At 62.5% G+C, this 18293-nt stretch carries 17 protein-coding genes and 1 pseudogene; 5 read left to right on the top strand and 13 right to left on the bottom strand.

Going from position 1 to position 18293, the window contains the following annotated elements; all coding sequences use genetic code 11:
- Positions 1–292 precede the first annotated feature (292 nt).
- From Q4G14_RS04800 to Q4G14_RS04780, 5 genes and pseudogenes are all read right to left on the bottom strand, one after another.
- Positions 293–547 (bottom strand): proline racemase family protein, encoded by a 255-nt coding sequence (locus tag Q4G14_RS04800; protein ID WP_303360594.1) that lies wholly within the window; start codon positions 545–547, stop codon positions 293–295.
- 10 nt (positions 548–557) lie between these two features.
- Positions 558–1697 carry an FAD-binding oxidoreductase gene (locus tag Q4G14_RS04795; protein WP_303360593.1) on the bottom strand — a complete coding sequence of 380 codons (1140 nt, stop codon included), beginning with the start codon at positions 1695–1697 and terminating at the stop codon, positions 558–560.
- Positions 1694–2584, bottom strand: coding sequence for a dihydrodipicolinate synthase family protein (locus Q4G14_RS04790; RefSeq protein WP_303360592.1), 891 nt, complete (start codon positions 2582–2584; stop codon positions 1694–1696). Before Q4G14_RS04790 ends, Q4G14_RS04795 begins: the two co-directional genes overlap by 4 nt.
- 11 nt (positions 2585–2595) lie before the next feature.
- Positions 2596–4076 (bottom strand): annotated as a pseudogene (locus Q4G14_RS04785) (aldehyde dehydrogenase).
- 21 nt (positions 4077–4097) lie between these two features.
- Positions 4098–4808, bottom strand: a complete 711-nt coding sequence (locus tag Q4G14_RS04780; protein ID WP_303360591.1) for a GntR family transcriptional regulator — start codon at positions 4806–4808, stop codon at positions 4098–4100.
- A gap of 215 nt (positions 4809–5023) precedes the next feature.
- Here Q4G14_RS04780 and Q4G14_RS04775 point away from each other — a divergent pair, with 215 nt between their 5' ends.
- The 5 genes from Q4G14_RS04775 to Q4G14_RS04755 all read left to right on the top strand — a co-directional run bounded on the left by Q4G14_RS04775 (position 5024) and on the right by Q4G14_RS04755 (position 9884).
- Entirely contained in the window at positions 5024–5875 is an 852-nt protein-coding gene (locus Q4G14_RS04775) for a glycine betaine ABC transporter substrate-binding protein (RefSeq protein WP_303360590.1), read from the top strand.
- Between the two features lie 80 nt (positions 5876–5955).
- A complete protein-coding gene (locus tag Q4G14_RS04770; RefSeq protein WP_303360589.1) occupies positions 5956–7032 on the top strand; it encodes a glycine betaine/L-proline ABC transporter ATP-binding protein in 1077 nt (358 codons plus the stop codon).
- A 5-nt stretch (positions 7033–7037) separates the two neighbouring features.
- Positions 7038–7883 carry a proline/glycine betaine ABC transporter permease gene (locus tag Q4G14_RS04765; protein ID WP_303360588.1) on the top strand — a complete coding sequence of 282 codons (846 nt, stop codon included), beginning with the start codon at positions 7038–7040 and terminating at the stop codon, positions 7881–7883.
- A complete protein-coding gene (locus tag Q4G14_RS04760) occupies positions 7880–8773 on the top strand; it encodes a proline/glycine betaine ABC transporter permease (protein WP_303360587.1) in 894 nt (297 codons plus the stop codon). The genes Q4G14_RS04765 and Q4G14_RS04760 overlap by 4 nt, the downstream gene beginning before the upstream one ends.
- A gap of 394 nt (positions 8774–9167) precedes the next feature.
- Entirely contained in the window at positions 9168–9884 is a 717-nt protein-coding gene (locus tag Q4G14_RS04755; protein WP_303360586.1) for a peptidoglycan peptidase, read from the top strand.
- A gap of 237 nt (positions 9885–10121) precedes the next feature.
- Here Q4G14_RS04755 and Q4G14_RS04750 read toward each other — a convergent pair whose 3' ends face one another.
- The 8 genes from Q4G14_RS04750 to Q4G14_RS04715 all read right to left on the bottom strand — a co-directional run bounded on the left by Q4G14_RS04750 (position 10122) and on the right by Q4G14_RS04715 (position 18127).
- On the bottom strand, positions 10122–11387 hold the full coding sequence (locus Q4G14_RS04750) for an amidase (protein WP_303360585.1): 1266 nt from the start codon (positions 11385–11387) through the stop codon (positions 10122–10124).
- A complete protein-coding gene (locus tag Q4G14_RS04745) occupies positions 11384–12052 on the bottom strand; it encodes a DUF2848 domain-containing protein (RefSeq protein WP_303360584.1) in 669 nt (222 codons plus the stop codon). Before Q4G14_RS04745 ends, Q4G14_RS04750 begins: the two co-directional genes overlap by 4 nt.
- An 11-nt stretch (positions 12053–12063) precedes the next feature.
- Positions 12064–13344 carry a TRAP transporter large permease gene (locus tag Q4G14_RS04740; RefSeq protein WP_303360583.1) on the bottom strand — a complete coding sequence of 427 codons (1281 nt, stop codon included), beginning with the start codon at positions 13342–13344 and terminating at the stop codon, positions 12064–12066.
- On the bottom strand, positions 13341–13853 hold the full coding sequence (locus Q4G14_RS04735) for a TRAP transporter small permease subunit (protein WP_303360582.1): 513 nt from the start codon (positions 13851–13853) through the stop codon (positions 13341–13343). Before Q4G14_RS04735 ends, Q4G14_RS04740 begins: the two co-directional genes overlap by 4 nt.
- Before the next feature lie 48 nt (positions 13854–13901).
- The gene (locus Q4G14_RS04730) at positions 13902–14936 is read right to left on the bottom strand and encodes a TRAP transporter substrate-binding protein (protein WP_303360661.1); all 1035 of its coding nucleotides are present in this window, start codon (positions 14934–14936) and stop codon (positions 13902–13904) included.
- Between the two features lie 24 nt (positions 14937–14960).
- Positions 14961–15779, bottom strand: coding sequence for a putative hydro-lyase (locus tag Q4G14_RS04725; protein ID WP_303360581.1), 819 nt, complete (start codon positions 15777–15779; stop codon positions 14961–14963).
- Positions 15780–15874: 95 nt separating this feature from the next.
- Positions 15875–16759: a LysR family transcriptional regulator gene (locus Q4G14_RS04720; protein ID WP_303360580.1), complete on the bottom strand. Its 885-nt coding sequence runs from the start codon at positions 16757–16759 to the stop codon at positions 15875–15877.
- 105 nt (positions 16760–16864) lie between these two features.
- Positions 16865–18127, bottom strand: coding sequence for an SLC13 family permease (locus Q4G14_RS04715; RefSeq protein WP_303360579.1), 1263 nt, complete (start codon positions 18125–18127; stop codon positions 16865–16867).
- Positions 18128–18293: the final 166 nt, after the last annotated feature.

Genomic DNA, 18293 nt, shown 5'->3' with positions numbered 1-18293 from the left:
ACGGCATCAAAGACGCCGCCGACCCCGCAGCGTTACCGTCTTTTGTGCGATGGGTGAAGAAAATTGACCCTGAGGTTATCTCCGACCGGGCTGCGCGCCCTTGATCCCGTGGCAAGGATGCGACGTCTCAGACGCGGGAAAACCAGATATCGTTCAGGCGATAGCCCGGCGGAAACGGATTGTCCGGCTCCACCCCACAACAAGAACCCCGGCCATCCAGAGGCGCCCCGGCACCTCGGCCACGACCGCCAGCGATCTGCGCGCTGTTACGGGGGCGGGGATGCGACCCATATCACCCTTGCATGGGTGCTGACGACGCAATCATGCGATCGGGACGTATCTGGCTTTCCTGCCAGCAGGATGGTGCTGTGGCCGGTAATCCGCGCGCCTTGAACATCAGGGCGGTGCGTATCCAGTCGTGGTCGCGCAGGAACAGGCCGCGGTGCCTGAAGATCGGCAGATGCGGCAACTGCGGCCACCGGCAGTGACCCGGACCGGGTGGGTTGCCGGTGGTGTGGTTGTCGATAGAGAAAAAGCGGTGACGCATGACCCTGATCTTATTCGATGCCGGCCCTGTGTTCGCGAATCGCCAGCGTCGCCTTGGCGCCAATCGTCAGAAAAGGCTGCGGGGGCAGCTTTTTCGGGGCCGGAAAGTTGCGATAGATGCGGGTCAGGTCGGTCGGGATGCCCATGATTTCTTCTGCGGCGGCAAGGCCCGAGGCGGTCGCATTCGATGCGCCCAGCCCATTGCAGCCACAGGCGGCAAAGATGCCCTTTTCAACCTCACCCCAGGCCGGGACGCTGTTGAGCGTCACCGCCATCACGCCGCCCCAGCGGTATTGCATCTTTACATCCGCCAGTTCCGGGAAGCGGTGGGCGAACTTTGTGTCATGCACATGTCCGGCGCGGCGCAGCGTGTTTTCGCCGACATTCATGCCGGGGTTGTAAGTATAGCGTGCGCGCACCAGCAGCCGGTCGCCATCGGTCCCCGAGACGCGGCGCAGAGTCGTTCCCATGGGCGAGGATGGCGTCGCCGCCCAGTCCCGGAACCCGCCAAGGCGGTTCGGAGAGAAAGGCCCGGTCATCGAGGCATAGGTATAGACGTGCAGCAACCGGCCTCGGAAAAAGCCGAAACGCTCGGCATAGCCATTATTGGCCAGCACGATCCGCCCCGCCTGAACCGAGCCGACAGGGGTTTTTACCAGCCAGCCTGCGCCATTTGGCTCGAAGGTCATGGCGGGTGACTGTTCATAGAGCGTGACATTGCCCGTCAGGGCATCGGCCAGATTGCGGATATAGGCGGCGGGCTGCACTATGACGGTTCCCGGCATGAAGATCGCCGAGCTGAAGGCCTGCGAGCCGGTCACATCCGCGATCTCGGAACGGTCCAGCAGGCGATAGGCCTCGCCCAGTTGGTCCAGTTGTCTGGCATAGTCGAGAATGTGGTGATCGCCTTGGGGCGACATGGCGACGTTGTAGCGCCCGCACATCTCCAGAACCTCGCGCGGCCAGGCCTTTTCCTGCGCCAGCCGCCGCGCTGCCGAAAGGCCGGCGAAACCGGCGCCGATCACCGCGATGTCCGCAGTGATCGCCTGTTTCAGCGCCGGATTTGGCCTGCGGGGCGGCAGCATGGCCACCCAGCCCGACAGGCCCGGATGCCGGGGCAGTTGGCCTTCGGTGATGCTGTGCGCGGTCACGATTGCGCCTCGTATTCGATCAGCCCGCCAAGCGCAGCCCGCAGCACCTCGCGCTTTTCGGCGGAAAGCGGGCTGAACGGACGGCGCGGGTTGCCCGCGCCATAGCCGGTCATCTCGGCTGCGGCATAGACCGATTGCCCATAGTCGCCCTGCCAGATCAGGTTCATCGCCGGTTCGAGCGGGCGCCACAGCTCTCGCACCTTGTTCCAGTCCCCTGCCGCGGCGGCCCTGACCACGGCGACGCAAGCCTTTGGCGCAAAATTCGCCCCGCCCCAGATCAGGCCCGGCACCCCGGCCAGCAGCGCATAGGGCATCAGCGGATCGGCACCGTTCATCATCGGCAGGCCGGTGCGGATCAGATCGGTCTGTTGCACCAGATCGCCGCTGCTGTCCTTGATGGTGACGAAATTCGGGATCTCGGCCAGCCGGCGGAACAGGTCTGGCGTGATGGCAACGCCCACGACATGAGGCACGTTGTAGCCGATGATCGGCAATCCGCCCTGCGACGCGGTTTCATAAAAGGCGAAAACATCGTCGTCGCTGGTCGGACCTTCGAAGAACGGCGGCAACAGCATCACGCCGTCGGCACCGTGCCCGGCGGCGTGGCGGGTGCGGGCAATGACATCCTCGATCATCAGCGCCGAGGTCTGCACGATGACCTTGGCACGGCCGTTGATGATTCTGGTGCCACGGGCCACCAGCTCGTCGGATTCCTCGCGCGAGAGATAGGCATGCAGCCCGGTGCCGGAACTCAGCACAAAGCCTGACACGCCGGCGGCGATATAGCGTTCAAGATGGTCCTCAAGCCGGTCGAAAGCGACGCGACCGTCCCGGTCAAAAGGAGTCGTGACGGCCAGGTTGAGGCCGGGAAAGGCAAAATCGGTCATGTCGGTGATCCTTAGTTCAGGTCGAGCCAGATGGTTTTCAGCTGGGTATACTGGTCATGGGCATGGATCGAATTGTCGCGCCCGCCGAAACCCGACTGCTTGTAGCCGCCAAAGGGCGTGGTGATGTCGCCTTCGCCAAAGCTGTTGACTGTGACCGTGCCGGCACGCAGCATCCGCGCCCCGCGCAGCGCCCGCTTGCCGTTGGCGCTGAAGATGGACGCGGCCAGCCCGTATTCGGTATCGTTGGCCACCGCGATGGCCTCGTCAAAGCTGTCCACGACGATCACGGTCAGGATCGGGCCAAAGATTTCCTCGACCGCCAGTCTGGAATCGCGGGCGGTTTCAACCACGGTCGGTTCGATGAAGCCCGGCTTGACGATCTTTCCGCCGGTCAGGATGTTTTCCGATTGCGCAGGGACAGATAGTTGCTGACCTTGGCGAAATGCGCCGGGCTGACAAGTGCGCCGATGCGGGTGCCGGGATCCAGCGGGTCGCCCACCAGCCAGGTCGCGGCCTCGGCGCGGACCTTTTCCAGCAGCTTGTCCCTGATGCCGCGCTGCACGATCAGCCGCGACCCTGCGGAACAGTTCTGCCCCATGTTCCAGAAGGCGCCGTTGACGACATGGGCCGCCACCGCGTCCAGATCCTCGGCATCGTCCAGCACCACGCAGGGGTTCTTGCCGCCCAGTTCCAGCACCACCTCTTTCAGGTTGCTGTCGGCGGAATAATGCAGGAACCGCCGCCCGGTCACGGTCGATCCGGTAAAGCTGACCATATCCACGTCCGGGTGCCGGCCCAGCGGCTCGCCCACGTCCGAACCCGAACCGGTAACGATGTTCAGGACGCCCGCCGGCAACCCGGCTTCGGCCGCCAGTTCGGCCACCCGCAGCGTGGTCAGCGTGGTTTCTCCGGCGGGTTTCAGCACCACAGTGCAGCCAGCGGCCAGTGCCGGGCCGATCTTCCAGGCCAGCATCAGCAGCGGAAAGTTCCACGGCAGCACCAGCCCGACCACGCCTACCGGCTCGCGCAGGATCATGGCGATGTGACTGTCGGACGCGGGCGACACCTGGTCATAGATCTTGTCGATCAGTTCGGCGTGCCAGCGGATGACGTGGATGGTTTCGGGCACATCGACCGTTTCGCAGTCATAGATGGTCTTGCCGGCATCCAGGCTTTCCAGCACCGCCAGTTCGCGGGCGTTTTCCTCCATCAGCGCGGCAAGGCGCAGCAGGATTGCCTTGCGTTCGCCGGGATGGAGACGCGACCAGCGGCCGTCGTCAAAGGCGGTGCGGGCGGCGGCCACGGCGACATCGACATCTGCGGCGGCGCAGGCGGCGATTTCGGCCAGCGGCTTGCCCGTTGCCGGGTTGGTGGTGGTGAAGGTCTTGCCCGACAGCGCGGGCCGGAATTCGCCGTCGATAAAGGCCAGCGCCGGCAGGTGCAGCCCGGCTGCGATGGCGTGATATTCCTGGGTGGTCAGCAGATCGGTCATGATTTCTCCCTGATGACGAAGTCAACTTGTCGAGGGTATCTCCATCCCCTCCGGGACGGCGTAAGCGGCCATGTTGCGCCGCGACAATTCGAGATGCGCCTGCACGACACGCCCCGCAGCTTCGGGATCGCGGCGCTCGATGGCGTCGATGATCTGGTCGTGCTGGGCGGCTGCAATCTCGATTTCGCTGCGTTCGGAAACATCGTCGCGATAATAGGTCCGGCCGACCCGCGCATGGTCGATCAGCAGCCGCCGCAGGCTGGGCAGCAGATAGGCGTTTCGGGCAATCTTGCCGATTTCGAGATGGAAGGCGTCATTGGCAAAGATACGGGCATCCAGATCGCGCCCCAGGATCGCGGCGCGAAATTCCTGCTGGATCCGGCGCAGCGTGGCGATTTCGGCAGGCCGGGCATTTTCGGCCGCCAGCCGGGTCGAGGCAATGTAGATCATTGGTGCGACAAGATAAAAGTCGCGCAGGGCGTGATAGCTCATCGACGTGGCGCGGGCGGGGCGATTCGTCTCCAGCTGGATATAGCCTTCACCCGCCATCTGCCGCATCAGTTCGCGAACAGGGGGGCGTGAAAGGCCGAACTCATCGGCCAGTTCCTGTTCGTCGATCACGGCGCCGGGGGCGATTTCCATCAGCAGGATCCGTCGCCGCAATTCCAGGGCAAGAACCTGTTTCTTATCAAGATTAATCACGTTGGGTTCGGCTGCGTCGGGTTTCCGCATCGGCATGACAAGACCTCCATTATCACCTGTAGACAACCTGTACGCCATTCGTCGGATATCGTCCTTCTTGAATTATTTATAGACAGAATGTCTAATGAAAGATAGCGTGTCAATATAATCTTCGAAGGCAGAGCAAAGGCTCAGTCCGGCCACGCGGTTTCTTCATGGATCGGGCCAGAAACGAAGCCCGGTCAGGCAATCAAAGGGGAGTGTATATGAAACGACTGATAAAGGCTGTTGCTGCGGCAGCCATGCTTGGGATGGGCGCCTTTGCCGCGCAGGCGCAGGACAAGACGATCAAACTGGGCACGATGGCCTGGGAAGACATGGTGCCGATCGCGGTTGTGACCAAGAAAGTTCTTGAAGACAAAGGCTACACGGTTGAACTGACCGAGTTTTCCGAATGGGGCATCGCCTATGCCGCGCTGACCCGCGGCGATGTGCAGGTCATGGCCTCTCAGGTTGACTTTGTTACCCATGATTATTGGGAAAGGAACAAGAACCGGCTGGAAAAGCTTTCGGTCGCGTCGCATGGCCTTTATCAGGGCCTGGCGGTTCCTGATTATGTCGACATCGACTCCCTCGAAGAACTGAACGACAATGCCGACAGGTTGGGCGGCAGGATCGTCGGCATCGAACCCGGCGCAGGGTTGATGCGTGAAACGACTGATGCCATCGAAAAATATGGCCTGAGATTGCAGTTGGTCGAGGGTTCGACCGCCGGCATGACAGCGGCGCTGAAATCGGCGGTGGACCGGCAAGAACCGATTGTCGTCACGCTGTGGACGCCGACCTGGATGGCCGAGCAATTCGGGATGAAGTTCCTGGCTGATCCCCAGGGCGTCTTCGCGCCGCCCCAGTCCTATAACCTGATCGCGCAAAGGGGCTTTTCCGAAGCCAACCCCGAGGCGCGCGAAATCCTGTCCGGGATCTTTCTGCCGATTGCCGACATCGCGGCCATCAACTCGGCCGTTGCAGGGGGGCAGACCATGGATGCAGCGATCCAGTCCTGGATCGACAGCCACGGTCTGCTGCTCGAACGCTGGTCGAACATCAAAAGCTATTGAAGCCACGCTTGGGCCGCCGGTGATCTCTGGCGGCCCGGCCATCTGTCATCTCGGAGAAACGGACAGTGACCACAGGGAGCATGAATGCCGGGGAAATCCTGCTCGACTGCCAGTCGGCATGGAAGATCTTTGGCGAACGGGCATCGGCCGCGATGGACGCGGTTCAGCGCCGCAACCTCGGCAAGCGCGAAATTCTTCAGGAATTTAACTGTGTCGTCGGTGTGGCCGACGCCAGCTTTCAGGTCAGACGCGGCGAAATCTTTTGCATCATGGGTCTGTCGGGCAGCGGCAAATCCACCTTGGTCCGTATGCTGAACCGGCTGATCGAGCCGACCAGCGGGCAGATCAAGGTCAAAGGCCACGACATTGGTGCCATGAGCGATCCTGACCTGCGTGACTTGCGCGCCAGGCATATCGCCATGGTTTTCCAGAGCGTGGCCTTGCTGCCCAACCGCACCGTTCTGGAAAATGCCGCCTTCGGTCTGGAAGTGCGCGGTATTCCCAAGGCCGAGCGTAATCAGGCCGCCAAGGCTGCATTGACCAAGGTGGGGCTGGCCGATTGGATCGAGCGTTACCCCTCGGAACTGTCGGGCGGTATGCAGCAACGGGTCGGTCTGGCGCGTGCGCTGACCTCTGACCCCGAGATCATCCTGATGGACGAGCCGTTTTCCGCGCTGGACCCGCTGATCCGGCGGCAGTTGCAGGACGAATTCCGCCAGTTGACCAAAGAACTGGGCAAGTCTGCGATTTTTATCACTCATGATCTGGACGAGGCGATCCGCATCGGTGACCGCATTGCCATCATGAAAGACGGCGTTATCATCCAGACCGGCACCGCCGAAGAACTGATCCTGAACCCGGTGGACGACTATGTTGCCGAATTTGTCGCCGGCATCTCGAAGCTGCATCTGATCAAGGCGCATTCGGTCATGGTCCCGCCCGCCGATTTCCGGCGGGAGCATCCGGGCATCGGGATCGAGAGCCTTCCCACCACCTCGCCTGAAACAGACATCGACGGCCTGATCGACCTGATGACCAGCCACCGCGGTGCCGGGCTGGCCGTGCTTGAGGCGGGCGGGACAGTGGGCGTGGTGACGCCGACCAGCCTGTTGCTGGGGGTCAAGGGATCGCAAGTCCCTGACACCGGGAGGCATTGATCGGCATGAATCCCGCAACGATCGCCAGCAACTTCGACCGCATCGTCGATGATGCGCTGTTCTGGGTCACTGACCATGCCGCCTTCCTGTTCGACGGGTTGCGGCTTGCCTTCGAGATTTCTTACGGCGCGGTATTCTGGGCACTCGGGGGGGCGCCGTGGTATGTCACCATGGTTCTTCTGGGCCTTGCCGGATGGCGCCTGATCGGTGCCGGTGCCGGGCTTGCCATCGCGGCGGGCCTTGCGGTCTGCGTGTCCATGGGGCTTTGGTCCGAAACCATGAGCACATTCGCCCTGGTGCTCAGCGCGACCTGCCTGGCCCTGTTGGCCGCATTGCCCATCGGCATCCTTGCCGGGTTCAATCCACGGCTCAATCGCGCTGTCGAGCCGGTGCTGGACCTGATCCAGACCATGCCGCCCTATATCTATCTGCTGCCCGCCATCGCGCCTTTGGGTTTTGGTCCGGCGACGGCACTGGCCGCGACGCTGATCGTTGCGATGCCGCCGGCGATCCGGCTGACGGCGCTAGGTATTTCCCGCACCCCGGCCGAGTTTCTGGAACTGGGCCAGTCTCTGGGTATGAAACGCAGCCAGATGTTCTTCAAGATCCGTCTGCCCTTTGCCGTTCCAAGCATCATGGCCGGCATCAACCAAACCCTGATGATGGCTTTCGGCATGGTGGTCATCGCGGGTATCGTCGGATCTGGCGGGCTGGGGCAGACGATCTATGACGCGATCCGCACGCTGGACATCGCCAAATCCATCGACGCCGCCATTGCGATCGTGATCCTGACCATGGTCATCGACCGGCTGACCCAAAGCATGGCGCAACAGAAAAGGAGCCGCGCATGAGCGTGCCGTTTTCCGTCGGCATTTGGCTTGCGCCCCTGGTGGACTGGCTGAATACCAATATGCACTGGCTGTTTGATATCATCGGACGCACCGTCGAGGCCGTTCTCGGCGCGTTTCAGTCGCTGCTGCTTTATCCGCTCGCCATCGTGGTGATCGTGCTGGTCACGGTCGCCCTGCTTCCCGGCCTGCGGACGGCGTTGCTGGCCTTTTTGTGCCTGGGCTTCTGCTGGCTGATGAACCTGTGGTCGCAATCCATGCAGACGGTCGCGCTGGTCTTTACCGCGGTCACGGCGGCGGTGGTGATTGCCGTGCCGTTGGGGATCATGGCGTCGCGTCGGCCGCGTCTTGAGGCGGCGCTGCGCCCGATCCTCGATATCATGCAGACCGTGCCGCCATGGGTCTATCTGATTCCGGCGGTGATCCTGTTCAGTCTGGGTCAGGTGCCGGCGTTGCTGGCAACGGTCGTCTATGGCATCCCGCCCATGCTGCGGCTGACCACACTGGCCTTTCGGCAGGTGCCCAAGGACTTGCTGGAACTGGGGCAGGCCATCGGTGCGCCGCGCAGCATGATTCTGACCCGGATTGAATTTCCGGCTGCCTTGCCGACGCTGGTCGTCGGCCTGAACCAATGTATCCTTTTGTCGCTGGCAATGGTGGTGCTGGCCGGGCTGGTCGGCGCAGGAGGGCTGGGTGCCGAGGTCACGCGCGGCCTGACGCGTATGGAAATGGGCCTTGGCCTGCGCGCCGGCCTGGCCATCGTTGCCATTGCCCTGCTGTTTGATCGCGTATCACGCTCTGCCTTGCAGCGCCCGTCAAGAAATCGCGCATTCAGGATCAGGCTCCAACGGGTTTACCCGTTCCTTACGGTTCAGCCCCCGCAAAGAGCCTGACCGATGAGAATACAAAGCGGCGGCTGCCGCTTTTCCACGAGCCAGCACAAACCACGAGTTGATGATCTGCGCATTTCAGGCGGCGTCGTCAAAGGCAAAGGATGACACTGGCGAGGTGCCCAGATGCTATGCCTGCCAACGCGCTTTGCGAACGATGGGGCAACGGGGTAAACAGGATATTGCTTTCGGGCAGGCCGACGCGCTTGGAAAGGGTGTTGTGGACGAGGGCGTTTTCCTCGAAGACTTCGTTCCAGACCACGAGACCGCTTTACGGTTCAGCAGCAGCGTGAAGCAGAGAATTATGACGTTCGGCTGCCATGCCGCCTTAAGCCCTTTGCGTTCACTTGGTCCCAAGCTAGGGTTTGCGCGACGAACATGAACGACAGGGAACTGAATGAAACGCACGCTCTTGGCCGCTTGCGTGGTCATTGCATGGTATGCGCCAGCGTTGGCGCAAGATGACAATTCCTTGGCTGGGCCAGAGCCTGGGTCGTCGGACTATTCCGCAGGTGTCGAGGAAGCCGCATGGGACTGGCTGCCGGGAGATTTGGTTTTCCGCAACGGCCTCAATAGCTTTGACGACCTCGTCCGGGATGCTGAATCCGGGGAATGGGCATCAGTGGCTGTGCTTCGCCCTTCCAGTGGCGGCCCGGTCGCGATCTACGTTGATGAGCAGATCGGCGTGACGGAAACGCCTCTGGATTATTTCATCAACGGGGTGCCGTATGCGGTCTTTCGTGTCACCGGCATGGATGCTTCGCTGACGAACAGCTACGATTCCGGGCCAATGGCGACATTTGCCGGAATTGTGGCGATGGAAATGCCGTATGATGCTGATATGATGCTTGAAAATGGTAAGTTCTATAACGCGGAGTTACCATTTGCAGCGGCGATGAATGCTGGCGTAGTGCTTGCATCACCAAAGCCTCTCCGAGATTTGGCAACGATGGAAACGCCGCTTGGACAAGCCCTTTTGAAGGGCAGGATAGGGCATTACCCCTGCATTGAAGCCACGGATGATGAGATGTGCTGGGGCTGGATGAGAAATCTTGCCATCGTAACGCCAGAGATGATCGTCTCGTCTGATGCTGTCAAACAGGTCTATCCCTGACCGGCAGCTTGGTCCCGCTTAACTGACGCTGATCCGCCGCGCCCGCCGGAATTTTGGCATCGATATTTCCCCGACCGACGATCCTGACCAGTGTGCTATCGGCGAGAACATGGCCGCGCTCTCCGTATGCTGCGTGGTTGAAGCGTTGAAACTCCACCCCGGATGACACCACGTCCGCAGGCGCTATCCGATCTGGGATTTGCCGCATTTATCCGGCAAATCCTCTCTCTTTCATGCTTAATCCACAAAACCAATCCGCCCCGCAGCCGCCAGCAAGGCGGCGTCCTGCCCTTTGCGGCCGACCAGCATGGTCATGGACCAGGGCGGGTTCAGGCCGGGGGTTGGTAAGGCAATCGCACAACCATCAGCCAGATTGACCAGCGACGGGTTGCGCAGCATGGCGGCGTTCAGGCGGTCGAAGTCGTTTTCGATGTCGGCAATCAGTGGCGGCAGCGCCATCAGGGTTGGTGTCAGCAGCGCATCAAAGCCTGTCATTGCGGTGTCAAATCGCTCAACGATTTTGGCCCGCAAGGCATAGGCGTCGTCGATCTGCGCTTGGGTCAGGGTTTCGGCAAAGCGGATACGGGCCAGCACGCGAGGATCGCCAAGATCGGCCAGCCGGTCCAGATGGTCGGCATAGATCCGATGCGCCTCGACCGAGACGATGATGCGGTTCAGCCCGATTTCCGCGCCCAGCCAGCCAAGATCGAGCGGTTCAAGGCGATGGCCCAGACGGACAAGCCGGGCCTGTTCGGCGTCGAACAGGGCGTGAACCTCGGGCGTCAGGGCGTCGGTGAATGCGCCCTCGGGCACGGCCAGCGTCAGCTTTTGCGGCGGGTCGGCCTGCAAGGGGCGATCCGCCATGATCTCCAGAATCTGCCGCAGCAGGCCCGGATCGCGGGCAATCGGGCCGGGCGTGTCATAAGTCGGTGCCAGCGGATGCACGCCCGCCCCGTCAATCAACCCCTGACCGGGCTTCATTCCCCACAACCCGTTCGCCGCCGCCGGTATCCGCAGCGAGCCGCCTGTGTCGGTGCCGATCGCCGCGTCAACCAACCCCATCGCCACCGTCACCGCACCGCCCGAGGTCGAACCGCCCGGCATCACCCCCGGCACCAGCACGCTGGAGGGGGTGCCGTAATGCGGGTTCAGGCCGACACCGGAATAGGCAAATTCGGACATGGTGGTGCGACCGAACATCAGCGCCCCGGCCTTGCGCAGCCGGGCAACCGCGACGGCATCCGTTTGTGCGGGCGGGTTTTCCAGCAACAGTCGGGATGCGGCACTGGTGATCTGTCCTGCCTCGTCGAACAGATCCTTGACGGAAATCAGCGTGCCGAACAGGGGCATATCCTCGCCCGCATCATGGCGTGCTGACAGATGCGCAGCCTCGGCGTTGATACGTTCGGGCGAAAACTCGGTGAAAAGACTGCGGCGGGTGTCGGCGGGCAAAGCCTCGGTGCGGGTGATGGCTGCCTGAACCTTGTCAAGAAAGCGGGTCATGCGATGTCCGGCAGGGCTGTGGTTTCGTATTCATGGCTGATCTGCCGTCCTGTTACCGGATCTGTCATGGTCATGCGGAACCGCGTTGCAGGGCGCACACCGCCCTTTGCGCCAAGGGTGCCGCACATCATCAGCACGGGGCCGTCCTGCGCCAGATCATCCAGCGCAGCACCTGCGATCAGGTTGGCCAGGGGGCGGATCGCTGCCAGCGTGCCGGATTGATAGGCCACCCATTCGCCGCCTTCCTTGATCCAGCTTTCCAGCCGGATATCGTCCAGCCGGTCGCTGATCTCGTCCCACGGCCATAATTCTGCGGCGCAGGGCTTGGGGCAGACCTGTTTCGACATGGCAACCGAATATGCCTCAAGCGCGCGGTCGGTATGGTCCGAGCCAAGCCCCAGATAGCGCTGCCCGTCTGCCTGCACGATCAGCGGCTCGACCTCGCCCGAGGATGCGTTGCCCACCACCTGAATCCGCGCATCATGGGTCAGCAGCGTGGCCGAGGCGCGATAGAACAGCGGCGTGACCGAGGGCGGCTTGACCCCAAGCGCGGCCAGTTCCTCGATATGATGGGCGATGGCGGCGGCGTCGCGCCCGGTCCAGCCAGCGACAACCAGATGGGCAGGGGCAAGCGCCAGCGGCGTGCCGTTAACGATGAATTGCATGTGTTATCCTTTCAGAAAGCCGAGGGCAGCCAAAGCGCCAGACCGGGCAGCGCGATCAGCGCCGCGATCATCAGCACCATGACCAGCACATAGGGGATCACCCCCGTAATCACGTCGCTGATCGGGCCACGCTTGCGGGCGCCTTGCACGACGAACAGGTTCAGACCGACGGGCGGGGTAATCAGCGCCATTTCAATCAGCACGATCAGCAGGATACCGAACCACACCTTGTCATAGCCAAGGCCCGCCATGATCGGCACGACAATGGGAATCGTGGCGACCATCAGTGACAGGGTTTCGATGAAAAAGCCCAGCACGATATACAGCGCGATCACCAGCAGCAGCGTGCCGAACGGCGTCAGCCCCGAGCCTTGGATCAGCGCCGACAATTGCCGCCCAAGCCCGGCAGAGGTCATGGCAAAGTTCAGGAAATAGGCCCCGACGATTACCAGCATAATCATGGCTGAAATGCGGATCGTGCCTTGCAGGGCTTCGGATATGGCGGCAAGGCTCAACCCGCCGCCGAACATCGCGATCAGCACCGCCATCACAACGCCGATTGCCGCGGATTCGGTGGGCGTTGCCCATCCCGCATAGATCGAGCCGATGACCACCGCGAACAGGAACAGGATCGGCAGCAATTGGGCAAGGCTGCTCAGACGGTCGGTCCAGGTGAAACGGCGCGACGGACCGCCAAGGTTCGGGCGTGCCATGCACAGCAGCACGGTCACGATGACAAAGGCCAGCGCCATCGCCAGACCGGGGATCAGCCCGGCAAGGAACAGTTGCGGGATCGAGGTTTCGGTCAGAAAGCCGTAAACGATCAGGTTGATCGACGGCGGGATCATGATGCCCAATGTGCCACCTGCCGCAATAGCACCCGAAAACAGCCTTGGGTCATAGTTCAGCCGCTCGGCCTGCGGCATGGCGACGGTTGCCACGGTTGCGGCGGTGGCCACCGATGATCCCGAGGTGGCGGAAAACATCGTTGCGGTGGCGATATTGGCATGGATCAGCCCGCCGGGCAGCCATGACAGCCATTTATCCAGCGCGGCATAGGTGCGTTCGGCCACGCCGCCGCGAACCAGCACTTCGCCCAGCAGGACGAACAGCGGGATGGCGATCAGCGTGGACGAAGCCGAAGACGACCACACCATCTGCCCCAGCCCGCGCAGCAGCGGGAATGAGGAATAGAACTCGGCCACGCCGATGCCCAGCAGGAACATGACGATACCGACAGGGATCGACAGCGCCATCAGCCCCAGCAGGGCAATGCCAACGGTCCAGATCATTGTTCCACCTCTGATCCGATGCCGATGGCGGCGTCAAAGGCTGTGCGTTGACCGGCAATCATGTAAGACAGCGCAATCAGCGTCAGCAGCGTTGCGGTTATGGCGAACCAGACCCAGCCCGCGAACCAGATCCCTTGCGGAATCCACAGCGGGGTTTCCAGCGGCGTGTTGGCGCGCGCCCCGCGTTGCAGCGTCTTTTCCAGCACCGGCCAGCAGTGAACGGCAATCAGCACCACAACCGCATTGGTGACGATCATGGCGAACAGATCCATCGTGATCTGCCCACCCTGCGCCAGCTTGTGGCGCAGGAAATCAATGCGGACATGGGCGCGTTCCAGCAGCGCAAAGGACAGCCCCCAACTGGCGACCGCCGCCACGACATAGCCCGAAATCTCGTCCGAGCCACCCAGCGATCCCATGTTCAGGGCACGCATCAGCACATCGGTCAGGATGAACAGGATCGTCGCGATCAGAACCACCCCAAGGATCAGCGCGACACAGCGATTCATGCGCCGCAACAGGGCGTGCAATCTTGTCATCATGGCGGCGGTCTTTCCTTATTGGCCGACGCTCAGGCCGACAGTCTGGCCGACCGTTTCGTTCCAGCGAGCCGCCCAGTCATCGCCCGCGCGCCGCGCCCAGTCGGGCAGAACCTCGGTGGTCAGGATGCCGCGGGCGGTCGCGATGTCATCCTCGCTGGCTTCGACCAGCACCATCGAGGCGGCCTGACCCCGCGCGCATTCGCCGCTGCCGGTCAGGCAGGCCAGATCGCCTTGCAGCCCGCCTTCGGCTGCGGCCCATGCCGGGGCTTCCAGACCCTCGGTCACAGCCGCTTGCAAGGCTGCCTGCTGATCCGCGCTCAAGCCGTCGAAACGATCCGCGTTCATGGCGATCACCACCGGGTCCCAACCGCCCAGAGGCAGGGTCAGCAGATGGTCCGACACTTCCCACCAGCCTGCCGAATAGCCCGAACCGGCCCCCGTCACCGCGCAGTCGATCACCCCGCGTTCCAGTGATCCGGGAACCTCGGAAAAGGCGATATTGATGCCTTCGGCCCCCAGGGCTTCAAGGAATTTGGTGGTCATCCGGCCCGAACCGCGCACCTTCTTGCCACGCAGGTCGGCCAGCGATTGCACGTCGCCCCGGCAAAAGACGATCTGCGGCGGATAGGGGGCGATGCCCAGCAGTTGCGCGTCAAAGCGGTCGCGCATGATGTCGGCAACCATCGGGCGGGCCGCATCGACCATTGCCCTGGCCTCATTGGCGGAATTGGCGACCAGCGGGACATCCAGCCCTTCCAGCTCGGGCGCGTCGCCGACGGTGTAATCGGCCACGGTCGAGCCGATGTCGAACACCCCATCGCCCAGCATACGGAACACATCCGCGCCCGCGATGCCCATCTGGTCAAAGCTGGTCAGTTGCGCGCTCATGTCGCCGCCGGTCAGTTCGGGCAGGCGTTCGGTCCAGAACGGAGTTTCGAACTGCTGATACAGCGGCAGGTTGCTCCAACTGCCGACGACGGCGAATTCCTCGGCTGCGGCGGGCAGGGCCAGCAGCGTTCCGGTCATCAATGTGGCAAGGGCCTTTTTCATCATATCTCTCCTGTTGGTTGGTTTTTATCGGGGGTGTCCGGGGGCGGTCAGGGCGCGTGTGGCACGCCCCGCCGGAATATCGGTGACAAGCATATGTCCGGGGGCATGGGTGATGGCAAAGGGCAGCCTGGCGGCCTCTAGCACAGCCTGCGGGGTCACGCCGCAGGCCCAGAAGACCGGCATGTCACCGGGGTGAATATCCGGCGCGTCGCCATAATCGGGGCGTGTCAGATCGGTGATGCCGATCTGCGCCGGATCGCCCAGATGCACCGGCGCCCCATGCGCCAGCGGAAAGCCGTTGCAGATAATTGCGGCCTCGATCGCGTCGGCGGCGGGCATGGGGCGCAGGCTGACGACCAGCGGCCCGGAAAAGCGTCCGGCGGCACGGGTCTGGATAGTGGTGCGATACATCGGCACATTGCGCCCCGCCGCCTGATGGCGCAGCGGAATACCCGCGCGCATCAGCGCATCTTCAAAGCTGAACGAACAGCCCAAAGCAAAAGACACCAGATCATCGCGCCAGATGGCGGCAACATCGGTCGGTTCATCCGCCAGCCTGCCATCCTGCCACACCCGATAGCGTGGCAGATCGTGGCGCAGGTCGATCCTCTCGCCCAAGGTTGGCAGCGACGGATCGCCCGGCGCACCCACCGCCAGCAGCGGGCAGGAACGTGGGTTCTGCTGGCAAAAGCGCAGGAAGTCGGTGGCGTCAGCCGCAGGCAGGATCACCAGATTGGCCTGCAACGCATCGCCGCCCAGACCAGTGGTTGGCCCGGAAAACCCGCCCTGACGGATCATGGCACGCACAGCTTGCGGATCGGACAGATCGACGGATTGTTGCAACGCCAGTATCCCCCTTTGTGACAACAAACAGTCTGCTGGCGGGATTTTCGCGGATCAATAGTTCAGTTATCGCCGATAATGATCTGATTTTGCGATCAGTCGTATGCGTTTCTTATGGCGGCTGCGGTGACTTCGCGCCCGATTTCCTCATTCCTTTCGGGCATATGGCAGATCACGAATTCCAGATCCGGCAGCCGGGCCTCGGGGGTGACGGGGATTTCGGTCAGCCCGGTATGGGGCCATGTCCTGACAATATCATGCGGAATCGTGCCGATGCCGAATCCCTGTCCAACCAGATGCAGCATCGTCGCCAGCGAGGCCGAACCATGCACCGCCGCCGCAACCTGTCTGCGGCCCGGCGACAAAAGCTGCACGACCCGGCGATAGGGGATCGTGGCCTTGGGAAAGGACACGATGGGCAGGGCTGCCAGATCGTCGATTCCGGCGGGGTGCGGCAGGGTGAAATGCTGCGGTGACACGAACCAGCCCAATGTGACTGGCGGCAGAGGCGTCAGATGAGTGCCGCGCGGGGCAAGGTCGCGCATCAGGATGACGACATCCAGTTCATCCCGCGCCAGCTCTGCGGCAAGCTGTTCCGAGGTATCGACGGATATATCAAAGCGCAGCAGCGGATGGCGGCCGCGCAGATCCGTCAGCATCCGGGCCAGGATCGTGTGGGTGATGGTTTCGACGACGCCAAGACGGACGACGCCCGCCATCACGCCTTGGGTCAGCTCATCCAGAATACGGTCGCGCTGCGTGACCAGCAGTTCGGCCTCGTCGCATAGCCGCCGCCCGACGGCGGTCAGGCGCACCCCGCGCCCGTCGCGTTCAAAGATGGTGATCTTCATCCGGTCTTCCAGATGCCGCACCCGGCGCGAGATGGCGGATTGCGCCAGCCCCGTCGCCTCGGACGCGGCGCGAAAGCCGCCGTGACGCACGATTGCACGGATGATCTCAATGTCGCGAAAACCGAACATCCGGGGTTCCCTGGCAGGGCTGATCCCATTCTGGACAGCCCTGCCCGATATACCGGCCGTGATGCGGCCGATAAAGCCCTTTGCGTGACGGGGGACAGCCCGGCGTTACGGAAAGAACGGGAACAATATCGGCAGCAGAATCATGGCGACGATGGTGGACACCGCGATCAGCGGCAGGCCCGCGCGGGCATAGTCCTTGAACGAATACTGCCCCGGTCCCAGAACCATGACATTGGCAGGCATCCCGATGGGGGTGGCATAAGCCAGCGAGCCGCCAATGACGATGGCCATCAGCACCGCCCTTGGATCGGCACCGATGCTGTTCGACAGCGACAACCCGATGGGCACCAGCAGCGCGGTTGTGGCGGTGTTGGACATAAAGTTCGTCAGCGCCACGGCGATCAGGAAAATCACCAGCATGATGACGAACATCGGCGTATCCGGCCCGATCAGATGCAGTACGGTTTCCGCGACGATGGTGCCCGCGCCGGTCTGGTCCATCGCGGTCGCCAGCGACAGGATGCCGCCAAACAGAAAGATCGTCCGGGCGTCGATGGATTGATAGGCCTGCGTTTCGGTGATGACCCGCAGCAGGATCAGCGTAATCGCCCCGATGGCCCCGGTAATATGCAGCGGAATACCGATCTGGCGTTCGAACATCATACCGACAACTGTCGCCAGCAGCACGACCAGCGCGGCGATGCCCTTCCATGGCGGGCTGTCGGTGTGGTCGATGCGGGCGTCGGCCTGAGCCTCTTGGATGTGATGGTCGGGCAGCAGGCGATAGCCGATGGTGGCCATGAACAGCACCCCCGTCAGCAGCATCGGCAGCCCGATATAGCCATATTCGAAAAAGCCAAAGCGCAGGCCCATCGGTTCCAGCGCGGCTTGCGCGATCATGTTGCCGGGCGCGCCGATCAGGCTGAGATTGCCGCCCATGGCGGCCGCGAACACGATGGGCAGCAGCAGACGCGACCGGGCAAAGCCAGATTTCGCGGCAATGCCGATCACCACCGGGATCAGCACGGCAGCGGTGCCGGTGTTTGACAGAAAACCCGACATTGCCCCGGTAATCAGCATGATCGCCACCACCAGCTGCCGCTCGGTCCGGGCAAAGCGCGTCACCAGCCCGCCAATTTGCGCGGCCATTCCGGTCTGAAACAGCGCGCCGCCGATGATGAACATATCCACGAACAGGATGACGTTGTTGTTGACGAAACCGGCGAATGCCGTGCGCGCATCCAGAACCCCGGTCAGGGCAAGGGCGACGCAGACGATCATTGCGGTCAGCGCCAGCGGGATGCGTTCCCACACGAACATGATGATGGCGAACAGCAGTAACAGCAGGGTAATTGTGGCGGGTTCCATCGACCTCTTCCCTTATCGACGATGCCATCGGAGCCATGGCCAGCCAGCGCCTTGCAGGCGCGATGATTGGGAAATCCTCCTCCTCAGGCGTTCCCGGCGGCCCGGATCGGGACCACGGGGCAAGCGTGACCGGGGCGGGGTCATCGGATCAATTCGCGCAGGATTA

Source organism: Paracoccus sp. (in: a-proteobacteria) (assembly GCF_030538755.1).
Classification (GTDB): Bacteria; Pseudomonadota; Alphaproteobacteria; order Rhodobacterales; family Rhodobacteraceae; genus Paracoccus.
This window is presented reverse-complemented; position numbering and strand designations above follow the sequence as displayed.